Annotated in this window: 9 protein-coding genes and 2 pseudogenes; 3 read left to right on the top strand and 8 right to left on the bottom strand. The window is 64.2% G+C overall.

Translation table 11 applies throughout. The annotated features are described in order from the left end of the window. Positions 1–4 precede the first annotated feature (4 nt). The 5 genes and pseudogenes from ASE70_RS03605 to ASE70_RS03620 form a co-directional block, all read right to left on the bottom strand. On the bottom strand, positions 5–2,266 hold the full coding sequence (locus tag ASE70_RS03605) for a hybrid sensor histidine kinase/response regulator (RefSeq protein WP_082450614.1): 2,262 nt from the start codon (positions 2,264–2,266) through the stop codon (positions 5–7). A gap of 71 nt (positions 2,267–2,337) precedes the next feature. Further along, positions 2,338–3,825, bottom strand: a complete 1,488-nt coding sequence (locus ASE70_RS03610) for an ATPase domain-containing protein (protein ID WP_056501480.1) — start codon at positions 3,823–3,825, stop codon at positions 2,338–2,340. Between the two features lie 170 nt (positions 3,826–3,995). Continuing rightward, a pseudogene (locus ASE70_RS20535) lies at positions 3,996–4,133 on the bottom strand (IS5/IS1182 family transposase); the annotation flags it as partial. A gap of 175 nt (positions 4,134–4,308) precedes the next feature. Further along, the gene (locus ASE70_RS03615; protein ID WP_056501483.1) at positions 4,309–5,289 is read right to left on the bottom strand and encodes a DUF6607 family protein; all 981 of its coding nucleotides are present in this window, start codon (positions 5,287–5,289) and stop codon (positions 4,309–4,311) included. Between the two features lie 11 nt (positions 5,290–5,300). Next, entirely contained in the window at positions 5,301–7,595 is a 2,295-nt protein-coding gene (locus ASE70_RS03620) for a TonB-dependent hemoglobin/transferrin/lactoferrin family receptor (protein WP_056501486.1), read from the bottom strand. A 162-nt stretch (positions 7,596–7,757) separates the two neighbouring features. Between ASE70_RS03620 and ASE70_RS03625 the strand changes: the two genes are divergently transcribed. From ASE70_RS03625 to ASE70_RS03635, 3 genes are read left to right on the top strand one after another with little or no spacing between them, the layout of a single operon-like run. After that, positions 7,758–8,474, top strand: coding sequence for a DUF4198 domain-containing protein (locus ASE70_RS03625; protein WP_235519551.1), 717 nt, complete (start codon positions 7,758–7,760; stop codon positions 8,472–8,474). Positions 8,475–8,492: 18 nt separating this feature from the next. Beyond that, positions 8,493–8,948 (top strand): hypothetical protein, encoded by a 456-nt coding sequence (locus ASE70_RS03630; protein WP_056501490.1) that lies wholly within the window; start codon positions 8,493–8,495, stop codon positions 8,946–8,948. Positions 8,949–8,953: 5 nt separating this feature from the next. Continuing rightward, on the top strand, positions 8,954–9,367 hold the full coding sequence (locus tag ASE70_RS03635) for a hypothetical protein (RefSeq protein WP_056501493.1): 414 nt from the start codon (positions 8,954–8,956) through the stop codon (positions 9,365–9,367). A gap of 211 nt (positions 9,368–9,578) precedes the next feature. Here the strand turns inward: ASE70_RS03635 and ASE70_RS03645 are convergent, their stop codons facing one another. From ASE70_RS03645 to ASE70_RS03650, 3 genes and pseudogenes are all read right to left on the bottom strand, one after another. Next, positions 9,579–9,788, bottom strand: a complete 210-nt coding sequence (locus ASE70_RS03645; protein ID WP_056501500.1) for a hypothetical protein — start codon at positions 9,786–9,788, stop codon at positions 9,579–9,581. A 44-nt stretch (positions 9,789–9,832) separates the two neighbouring features. Then, positions 9,833–9,964, bottom strand: coding sequence for a hypothetical protein (locus ASE70_RS20850; protein WP_268795537.1), 132 nt, complete (start codon positions 9,962–9,964; stop codon positions 9,833–9,835). A 424-nt stretch (positions 9,965–10,388) separates the two neighbouring features. Next, positions 10,389–11,106, bottom strand: a pseudogene (locus ASE70_RS03650) (IS6 family transposase). Between the last annotated feature and the right edge of the window lie 133 nt (positions 11,107–11,239).

Below are 11,239 nucleotides of genomic sequence, written 5' to 3' on the forward strand. Positions count from 1 at the left end.
AATCTCACCTAAGGATTTCCCTCAGCATCTCGGCCAGTTCGCTGCTTCGAAACGGTTTGGTGATGCGGGGAACCGCCGGGTCGATGCCCTCCGTTTCCGCATAGCCCGAGACGATCAGCACCGGCAGCGACGGCCGAATCGCCTGTACCGCCTCGACAAGATGCGCGCCGGTCATCCCCGGCATGAGGTGATCGGTAACGAGCAGATCGGGGTTCAGCCCATCCCGAATCATCTGCAGCGCCGCCTCCCCGGACGCCGCCTCGGCCACGTCATAGCCGAATTCCGACAACATATGCGCCGTGCTCATGCGCACGAGTTCCTCGTCGTCGACCAGTAACGCGGTGCCCAGCGCATGATGATGTTCAACCGCCGGGGTCGATCGCTGCTCGACCTCGGGCAGGTTGTTGCCGACGCGCAGCCACAGCGCGATGGCCGTCCCCTTGCCGACTTCGCTGTCGATCGTCAGCGTGCCCCCGAGTTGCGCCGCCAGCCCGTGGACCATCGACAGGCCCAGTCCGGTCCCCTTGCCGATCCCCTTGGTCGAGAAAAAGGGTTCGACCGCGCGGGCGCGGGTCTGTTCGTCCATGCCGATCCCGGTGTCCCGCACGCTGATCCGGATGTAGTGGCCGCGCGACAGGCCGGGACGCGGGTCGCGGACCGATTCGTGCGTCACCCCGATCGTCAGCGTGCCGCCATCGGGCATGGCATCACGGGCATTCACCGCGAGATTGAGCAGTGCCATTTCGAGCTGGTTGGCGTCTGCCTTCGCCAGCGGCAGGCCCGGGGCCGCTTCGAGTACCAGAGTGATCGTCGGCCCCAGCGTCGACCCGATCAGGTCGAGCATCCCTTCGACCAGATTTCGGATATCGACCGCGGTCGCCTGCAGCGGCTGACGGCGGGCGAAGGCCAGCAGCCGCTGGACCAGCGTCCGGGCGCGCTCGGCCGACTGCAACGCGCCGTCGACCAGCCGCTGTTCGCGCGGCGACCCCAGTCCCTTGCGGTGCAGCAGGTCGAGCGACCCGACGATCGGGGTCAGGAGGTTGTTGAAGTCGTGGGCGACACCGCCGGTCAGGCTGCCCATCGCCTCCATCTTCTGGCTCTGCCGCAATGCTTCCTGCGCCGTCTCGAGTTCGGCTTCGCGCGCCTTGGCGTGGCTCAGGTCGCGACCCACCGCGATGAAATTGACGCCATCGGGTTCCGGCGCGACGGTCCATCCGATCCATTTCCAGTCGCCATCGCGGGTGGCGATCCGGTTCTCGAACCGCGTCGGTTGCCCGGTATGCGCCATCGCCTCGATCGCGGCGAGGGTCGATGGTTCGTCCTCGGGGTGCATGAAGGTGGCATAGCCACGCGACAACAGGTCCTCGGTCGTCCAGCCGAGCACCCAGGTCCATGCCGGACTGACCGCCGACATCATGCCGCTATAGTCCGCGCGGGCGAACATATCCTGGGACAGGTTCCACAGCCGGTCGCGCTCGGCGGAACGGGCGGCGACCTGCGCCTCCAACGTCTCGTTCAGCTCCTGCAGGCGCAGTTCCACGTTCCGACGTGCGGTAATGTCGTTGAACAGGACCGCGACGCGCCGGCTGGCGGGGTCGCCGATACGGAAGGCATGGACATCCCACCACCGCGCCAGCGCAGCGGACCCTTGTTCCAGCCGGCCGGGAACGCCGGTCGTGGCGATATTTCCGTAGAAATCGAACCAGTGCTGCTCATGGGCGGGCACGATCTCGCGAATTCGGCGGCCGTCGGGCCGGAACCCTGCCTGTTGTTCGAAGGCGGGGTTCGCCTCGACGAAGCGATAGTCGACCGGATGGCCTGCCTCGTCGAAGATCAGGTCGATGATGCAGAAGCCGACCTCGATATTCTCGAACAGGGTCCGGTAGCGCGCCTCGCTGTCCTGCAACGCGATCAGCCGTGCGCGCGCGTCATATTGGCGGCGTCGCGCCCGCACTGCCGAGCGCACGATGCTGATCAGGGTCGTCGGATGAAAGGGCCGTTCGAGAAAGGTGACGTTACCCAATATCTCGAGATGCCGGGCCGCGGCGGGGTTGCGCTCCAGCCCGCCGCCACGATTGGTCAGCAGGATGAAGGGCAGATCGGACCATTCCTCCTGCGTGCCCAGCCATGCCGACAGGGCAGACAGGTCGGCGGTCGCGATCGCTTCCTCGGTCACGACCACCAGGGCCGCGCCCTGATCGAGTTCCGTTACCAGATGCGGCAGCGAAGGGCAGATCGCGGTATCGAGATGCGCCTCTGCCAGCATCGCGCTCGCCAACGCCGCGTCGCGACCGCGCGGGGCGAGAACCAGCGCGCGTTCCGAAACGGTCGTCCGCTTCACGCCGCGTCACCCTCCATCAGATCATTGGCCCCATGCAGCGTCGGCACGCCGCGCAGCACGCCCTGGAACTTCGTCAGCGGTTCCCCGAGCGCGATGCCGTCGCCGCCGATCCGATACTCGCGGATCGTGTTCTCGTGGGGACCGGTGCGCTTCTTCACGACCGAAATGGCACGACGAACCCGGCCAAGCGCCTCGAAATAGCGCAGCAGGATGACGGTATCGGCCAGATAGGTCACGTCGACCGGAGTCTTCATGTCGCCGACCAGCCCGTGCTGCGCGACCGTCAGGAAGGTCGTTGCCCCCTGCCGGTTCAGATATTGCAGCAATTCGTGAATGTGCAGGATCAGCGCCTGTTCCTCCGGCATCGCCGCCTGATAGCCGTTGAGACTGTCGACCACGACGGTCTTGGCCCCATATTCCTCGACGCAATGGCGCACGCGCGCGGAAAACTCGCCGGGCGACAATTCAGCGGCATCGACCTGTTGCAGCAGCAGCTTGCCGTCGTCGATCATCGCCTGAAGATCGATGCCCAGCCCCAGCGAGCGTTGCAGGAGCAGTCCGATTTCCTCGTCGAACACGAACATCGCAGCCGTTTCGCCGCGCTCGACCGCCGTCTGGATGAAGGTCAGCGCGATCGAACTCTTGCCGGTGCCTGCCGGACCCAGCACCAGCACGCTCGACCCGCGTTCCAAACCGCCGCCGAGCAGCTTGTTCAATTCTGTGGAATGCGTCGTCAGCATGTCGCGCGGAAAGCTGGTGCGGTGTTCGGCCGCGACCAGCCGCGGATAGACGTGCAGACCGCCGGTCTTGATCGCGAGGTCGTGAAAGCCGCCGCGAAACTGGCGGCCGCGATATTTGATGACGCGAAGCCGCCGACGCTCGGGGCCATATTCGGGGGCAAGCTCCTCCAGCCGGATGACGCCGTGTGCCACCGAATGCACCGTCTTGTCATTGGTATCGGTGGTCAGGTCGTCGAGCATCAGCACCGTCGCCCGGCTCTTGGCGAAATAATGTTTGAGCGCGAGAATCTGCCGGCGATAGCGCAGCGAACTCTGCGCCAGCAGGCGGATTTCCGACAGGCTGTCGATGACGACCCGGTCGGGCTTCACCCGCATGAATGCCTCGAAGATGCGCTTCGTGGTTTCGCCGAGTTCGAGGTCGGACGAATAGAGCAGGCTCTGCTGCTGTTCGTCATCGAGCAGATTTTCCGGCGGGATCAGTTCATAGAGCTCGACCCCGGTCAGGTCCCAGCCATGCGCCAGCGCCGTCGCGCGCAATTCATCCTCGGTTTCCGACAGGGTCACGTACAGGCATCGCTCGCCGGCCGCCGCACCGGTCATCAAGAATTGCAGCGCGATCGTCGTCTTGCCGGTGCCGGGATTCCCTTCGAGGAGGAAGGTCCGCGCCCGCTCCAGCCCGCCCTTGAGCACATCGTCCAGACCGCGCGTCCCGGTAAGCGCATTGTTCGTCGCAGGTGAAGGCAACCCAATTCTCCCAGATGCCGTCGCCTGTCCAGCGCACGGGGTCTCGCATCCTATAGCCGCAATCCGCGGGTGTCCTTAACAGCGATCTAGCCTCGGGACTCATTGATTTATCCAGAAGATGAGCGGCGACAGCGATGGCGGCACCCTTGTAGTCGCTCCTCTGCCCCCCGCCAGCGCAAGCCGTTGCGGATCATGACGATGATGCCGCTAACGATCCGTCGGTCATCCCCGCGCGGCACGCCATGCGACAGCGGAAATTACGGCTCGACACGGTGCCTCTGCTTGTCCGTCAGCCAGAGGTCGCTCATCGGCGGCTCCTTCACCGTCGATGAGTCAATCACGGCCTAACCGCGCAAGCTATTTAACAGATCCTGCGCCAAGGTCGTTTGCATGTAGTGACGTGACCGATATCCAGACGTTCGCAGTGCAGTAGGTCCATTCAAATTCGGCTGTTCGTTCATGTTTTCTTCGAAATAGCGTCAGCTATCGGCGAGTTCCCGTTTGTATCAATTTGGCAGCTTCGGCAGCCGCACCGGTGGTTGTTGCCTCGCCTGAAATAACGTCTTCCGCCAGCAGCATCAGTTCATGCGCCGACGACGAACCGACATCGGCGACTTCACCGAGTTCGAGGCCCGACCGACGGCGGATTACCTTGTCCCATTCCGCCCGGACCGACGTCCAATAGTCCTTCGTCTTGTTCCAATAATCGTCCGCCGCCTTGATCGGGAAGTCGTTGGCCGGGACGTAGGTATTGACGACATATTCGTGAACGAACGTCGCCGACTGGCCGTCCTTCGCGCCAATCTTGGCGTTGTCCTGCTCGTGCGCCCAGCCTGCCGGAGTCAGGACGTGACGGTTGGTCCCGACATAATGATCGTAGGGTGGATTACGCGTTGCGTCCCGCCGCGCGAGGGGGCGGCGGGTCTCGTCACTGGTCCAGCGGATCGCACCGTCATCGTAGCGCCAGCGACCAATCCCGCCGTACCGCGGTGAATCGTCGGTCTGCCATACGGTCTGCGACCAGGCACCGTGCCGCGCCGCCGCCGGCACCGGCCGCAGAGTCCAACGACCCGGACCGACATAGACCAGTACCGTCGCCGGCTGCCACTGCCAGTCCTGCCGCCAATGCTTGACGACCATCGTCTTGCCGTTGCCATCGTCCACCACCAGCAGATGCTGGAGGACGACATGGTCCGGCGTGTCGACGATCGCGCGGACCACCTCGTGCCCACCGCTGATCTTGGCCGGATATGGGGTGTAGCCGGCAACCAGCGGGGTCGTTTCGCGCATGTCGAACGTTACCTTGAACGTCCCGGCCATTTTCAGGATCGCAGCATGGTCGCGCGCCTGATCGCCATATTGCGCGGTGCCGATCTGGGCCGGAGCGGCGGTCTGCGAAAGCGCCGGCGACATGGTCAGCGCGGCAAACCCCGTGGCAGCGAACAGGAAAAGCGAATGGTTCATCGGATGGGACCTCACAGGACGAGGGACAGGGAGATGCCGGCATTGCGACCCGGCTGCGAAAAGGCGTCACGGATGGTCGACGTGGACGTCAGCCCGCGCACGTCGCTCCACCAGAAATAGCGTTTGTCGGTGATATTGAAGACGCCCGCGCGGATCGTCGCGCCCTCCCGGATACGCAGCGAGGCAGTGGCGTCGAACACCCAGAAGCCGCTCGGCGTGAAACAGGACGTCCCGGGGACCGCCGGTCGGATGCCCGTGGCCGGCTGTGCGGCGACGTTGCAACTGTTGTTGGTGTCGGACAGGCTCTTGCCGGCGGAATGCGTCGCGACGAATTCGGCACGGAACGGGCCGTCGTCAGGTTGGTAGAACAGGCCAGCCACCACCTTGACCGGCTCGACGCTGTCGAGCGGCAGGGTGCCGGCGACGCCGTCGGTACGCATCCTGCCCTTTGCATAGGAAGCAGCTGCCTGCAGACCCAGACCGATCGGCAGCCGTGCCTCGCCCCGCGCTTCCAGCCCCTCGATCGTCACCCGCCCGCGATTGACGAACTGGTAGACAGCAGGATTGGCCGCAGTGAACGCCCCGGACACCTGTACCTGATCGATGAAGTTGCGGAAGCGGCTGCTGAACGCCGTGCCGCTCAACGACCAGCGCGTGCCGTTCAGACGGATGCCGCCCTCAGTGCTCCCGCTCGTCTCCGGTTCCAGATCGGGATTGGGGATCGAACGATAATTGGCGACGATATTGGCGAAACCGTTGTTGATCTGGTTCGGTTCGGGCGGCTTGAAACCCCGCCCGTAATTGGCGAACAGCCGAATGCCATCGGTCACCCGCGCCACAGCGCCCAGGCGGGGTGTGACCCGCGACCCGCTCTGCCCACGGGGTACGAAGGTCGTGAGCAACGGATCCTTCTGCGGATCGAGCCGGTAATGATCGAACCGGATTGCCGGGAACAACGTCAGCAACCCGTCGGCGATCCAGACCTCGTCTTGCGCGAACACCCCGACCAGTTCGTAATCGGTGGTTGGAAAGGCGCGCGTCGGATAGGTTTCGCCGGCCGGCGGCACGGTGCCGCCGCGCACGCCGGTCTGGCGCGTCTTCGCATAATCGGCGCCATAGGCGAACAGGTGCGTGGCCGGGCCGGTAGTCGCGCGGCTTTCCAGTTGCAGCGTGCCGCCATAAACCTCGTTGTCGAAGCGGTTGACGCGGACCCGGTCGGTGCCGACCCGGTCCTCCCATCCGGTCTGCACGGTGCCGCTCTTCTGATAATAAGCGGCGGCACGCACGCCGCTGACGAAGCCATCACCGACATAGCGATAGTCGATCGTGCCGCGGTCGCGCGCGGTGGTGTCGCGTGCCTGGAGCCCCCGCACTGCCGTCGCCGCCGGCGGCGAGCCAGTAACCCGGGTGATCGCGCTCAGCACGTTCGTACCCACCACGGCGTCGAAGCTTTCGTAGGTCAATCGCACCCGATGCGCGGCGCTCGGGCTCCAGACGAGGCGACCGAGCAGCGCGTTGGAAGCGATGTCCTGTGGGTTCGGGGTCGTGCGGTCGGTATTCGCGCTGTCGTTGCTGCCCTTATTGTCCAGTTCGTGGCCATCGCGCCGCGTATAGGCGAGCATCGCCTGAAGCTTGCCCTGCCGGCCGGCCACGACCAGCCCCTTGGTCCAGCTGTCGTCCGATGAATCATACCCGATCCGTGCGCCGCCGCCGACCTGCCGACCGTCATGCAGAAAATCCTGTGGGTCTTTGGTGATGAAGCTGACCGCACCGGCCACGCCGTCGCTGCCGTACAATGCCGACGCCGGGCCGCGGAGGATTTCGACCGACTTCAACAGGTCGAGATCGACATAATCGCCACGGCCGACCGATTGCGCACCGAAGCTGAAGGCATCGGGAACCCGCACCCCGTCGACGGTGATCAGGACCCGGTTCCCCTCCAGCCCGCGGATGTTGAAGCCGCTATCGCGGTCACGACCGGTCGAGGCGCCGGCTGCTGTGAACCGGGCCGGCGCACGGCGTACCGCCACGCCGGGTTCATAGCGGACCAGATCCTTGATGTCGGTAATCATCCGGTCATCGATCGTGGTGGCAGTGATGACCGAAACGGTCTGCGGCACGTCCTCCACCCGCTTCTCGGCGCGTGTCGCGGTCACGGTGATGTCGCCTTCGTCCGGCGCGCGCTCCCTGTCTTCGCCGCCGGTAGCTGCCGGTTGCACGACGGTCTGTGCCGAAGCCATCATGGGCAGCGCGCAGAGGTTCAAGGCCGCGACGGCAACGCCGCGCAGCAGATATGTCGATGTCATTAATGCTTCCCCTTCTCGCGTTTGCTCGTTAATGCGAGTCACTAGCGTTAGCAAGCATTCTATGCGAGGTGGGGAATGCAACATCCAATCGGGTTCATTCGGGCAGGGTCGGCGGCCGTAGTGCTTGCCCTCGTATCTACGGCAAGCGCGAGCTTGGCGCACATGCCCTACGTCCTGCCCGCCCAATTCGACGTCGGCAGTCGCACGCAGATCACGCTCGAAGCATCTTTCGCCGAGGATGCGTTCCGCCCGGAAGTTGCGATGCGCGACGCGCCGTTCGAGGTCACCGGTCCCGACGGCCGGATTACTCTGCTTGCCCCGGTGACGCTGGCCGGCGACCGCACGATCGCGGAGGCCGCGCTGCCGATCGACGGCATCTACCGGCTGTCATCGGGACAGCGCGCCGGGCGACCGGGCAAGATGTATCGGAAAGGGGGCGACTGGATCATGGTCGGCGAAGGCACCGCGCCGCTGTCAGGTGCCGCACTCGTCGACGTGCGCAGCATGACGCTCGCCGACGCCTATGTCCTGCGCGGACGTTCCGGTTCGTCGGCAGCGCTCGCACCGCGGGGCAAGGCGTTGGAAATTCAGCCTCTGGGTGATCCCACGGCGCTCGTACCGGGTAGTTCTGCCCGGTTCGCCATCCTGTATGACGGCAAGCCTCTGCCGGGCCAGACGGTGACGCTGTTCCGCGAGACGGGCTTGTATGACGGCCGCAAGCAGGCTGATACGGCGACCAGCGATCGTGCGGGGGTCGTCGCGCTGACGATGCCCGATGCAGGTCGATACCTGATGCTCGCACGCTATCGAACCGCCACGCCACACGCGCCAGACAGCTACGCCAGTTTCACGACGACGCTCGCTTTCGAGGCGGGCTGAGGAACCGATATGTCCTACATGGAACATATTGTGCAGCCCGACACCGACGGTGAATTCGTCGTCATCCGGTTGCTGCGGCATTACCGCGGCGTCCATCACCGTGATGAAGACGATGGCGCACTGGCCAGTCTCGTCGCGCTCGGTCAGAACCTGCGCCTGCCCCCGGCCGGCAGCGTGGCGTTGGCGAGCTTCTTCCAACTCACCGAGGCCGTGCTCGGAAGAAGCCTCGTCACCGAATGCTGCTGTTCGTGCAACTATAGCGCCGACGAGCGTGCCGTGATCCGCCTTCTCGGCGTCCCCCTGCCACGCATGACCGGCACCGGCACCATCGAAATGCCCCATGGCCTGCCCGGTGCATTGGCATGGGCCATTCTGAGCGTCCGGTCGCTGTGCGGCGCGATCCTGTCGCTACCCACCCGCCCGTTCCCGGTCGGCGATCCGGCCTGCCCGTTCGTCCACCCGCTCGGGGCCTGACGGCGATGGCGTCACTCTATGCCTATTTCGATCGGCGGGTCGGCAACATGGCGGATGACGATATCTTCGTCCTGTCCGCCGTCCGGACGTGGGTCTTCGCCGTCCGCAACACACGCTGTCCCCAGGCAATGCTGCGCAGCGGCTTCACCGCCCGGCACGTTGGCAATGCCTTGTTGCCGTTCCTGTGCTCGATGACGCTCATCGACCAATATGGCTATGGCACGATGCGCTTTGCCGAAGTCCGATATCCGAACGTCAGCGACGACGAGGCGCGTGTCCTGACGCTGTTCGGCGCGGCAAGGGTGAGTGATCCGGGGCTGATCCGGATCGCCACCAGTCTTGTCAGCGACGATATGGCTCTGCAACTCGCGGGTGCCGCCGGAAAGGTCGGTGCCGTGATGCTACCGGCAGAATCGTGAGCGAACTGCCGCATTCATGCCCGATGCCGGTCAGAACCGATCATTGGCGCTTACGGTGAAGGTGCGCGGGCGGCCATAGCGATACTGGCTGAACAATCCGACCTGGCTGAAGTAGGTCTTATCGAGAATGTTATCGACGTTGGCTCGCACACTTACCCGATCGTTCCCTGCCAAGCGCGCCATCAGGTTGACCAACAGGAAGCCGCCCTGTTCAAAACGGAACGGCAGGCGTCGCACCGGGCACGATGCCGTTGGAATATGCCGAACTGCGATGATTCGCGCCACCACCGAAGGTCAGACCGTCCAGAACGGTCGGGCCGGTGTAGATAGTGTAGGCCTTGAGCAAACGACGCGGCTGATCGGTATTGGCATCGTTGCCGCCCGCATCGCGTGACTTGAACTGGCTGTAGCCAACGTTCACGTTCCGGTTGGGCAGCGGACTACCGGTCGCTTCGACCTCGAAGCCTACGCGAACGACGCCATCGGTAACCCGGCAAGGCTGAAACGAAAGGCCCGTGCCCGGCCGGCGATCGGCGCATCGTCAATCTGTCCCAGATTGTCCTGTTCGATCCGGAACAGGACAACGGAGGTCCGCAACGCAAGACCGCATGGACTATCTGCAAGCTTCCTGCTGCTGCGCGACCGGAATCTTGGCATCGAGGGCACCAGACATCTGCGCGAAAAACTGAACTGCGGGAGCGCCCGTCAACGGCTATTGGAAGCCGTTTGCCGAGGAGATCCCGTCTGGCGCGTAGCGCAGCGCAACGGGAAGATCGCGTTCGCTACCGCTGGATAGCCGTGGAATGCAGTCCGGGACGCTTCCCGTGCGGCAGGGAAAACTTCCCACAAACACGTATCGATTGGTAACGGACGGGTCCTCACACTACCGAACTGAACGGGAACAGCGAGCGTTCTACCCGAATTAGCCCAACTATCAGTCACTTACGAGATCTTGGCGGAGCTGTCAGTCTAACGCGAACCGCTCTCTACACGATGCAGGTTGGTCTTTGAGGGCAGGGGGCTAGCTCGCAAGGACCTGCCACTCCGCCAGCGCGGCGGAGCGTCGTTCGCGGTAGGTCTGGCGGTCAGTGAGATGGCGTTCGAGACTGAAGTGATTGTGGACGTTGGCATGGACCGAGGCGAACTTCTGCAGGGTCTTCATTCGCCTGAACCGGAGCATCGCCCGCTCCCTTCGTCGGAACGGCAGATGACTGTTCTCGATCCGGTTGTTCGCCCAGCGGCCGACCTCCTGTTTGTCAGCGTTGCCAAGCTCTTTCATCGCCGCCCGGTAGGAGCGCAGGCCATCGGTCGTGATCGCTTCGGGTTTGCAATGACGCCTGAGCGCCTTCTTCATGAAGGTTAGTGCAGCGTCCCTGTCGCGGGTCCTGGTAATGTAGCTCTCGAGGATCTCGCCCTCGTGATCGACCGCGCGCCACAGGTAGACCATCTCGCCGTTCAGCGTACATCTCGTCAAGATGCCAGCGCCAGTGCCGACAGCCGCGCATCCGTGACACGCGCTGCCGGCGGATGTCGCCGGCGAACATGGGACCGAACCGGTTCCACCACATCCGAATCGTCTCATAACAAATGTCGATACCCCGCTCGAACAGCAGGTCCTCGACGTTGCGCAGCGACAGCGGAAACCGCACGTACATCATCACAACCAAACGGATTACCTCCGGCGACGAGTTGAACCGACGGAAGGGGCTGGGCGGCTTGGCTCGCGAACGTCGGCTCATCGCCGCTCCGTACCCCGCGCCTGATCGGTATGAGCTGCTGCCGGTCTGGTAGACACGAGGTTAAGCTACCTGCGCCTGCCGCTCGAAGTCCATGGGGCTGAGATAACCCAGGGTCGAGTGGCGTCGCGTTGGA

The organism is Sphingomonas sp. Leaf22 (genome assembly GCF_001421715.1).
Classification (GTDB): domain Bacteria; phylum Pseudomonadota; class Alphaproteobacteria; order Sphingomonadales; family Sphingomonadaceae; genus Sphingomonas.

Excerpts from the sequence above, each read along its gene's own strand:
- ASE70_RS03615 (WP_056501483.1), bottom strand. The coding sequence starts at position 5,289 with ATGAACCATTCGCTTTTCCTGTTCGCTGCCACGGGGTTTGCCGCGCTG.
- ASE70_RS03625 (WP_235519551.1), top strand. The coding sequence starts at position 7,758 with ATGCCCTACGTCCTGCCCGCCCAATTCGACGTCGGCAGTCGCACGCAG.
- ASE70_RS03620 (WP_056501486.1), bottom strand. The coding sequence starts at position 7,595 with ATGACATCGACATATCTGCTGCGCGGCGTTGCCGTCGCGGCCTTGAAC.
- ASE70_RS03635 (WP_056501493.1), top strand. The coding sequence starts at position 8,954 with ATGGCGTCACTCTATGCCTATTTCGATCGGCGGGTCGGCAACATGGCG.
- ASE70_RS03630 (WP_056501490.1), top strand. The coding sequence starts at position 8,493 with ATGGAACATATTGTGCAGCCCGACACCGACGGTGAATTCGTCGTCATC.
- ASE70_RS03605 (WP_082450614.1), bottom strand. The coding sequence starts at position 2,266 with ATGCTGGCAGAGGCGCATCTCGATACCGCGATCTGCCCTTCGCTGCCG.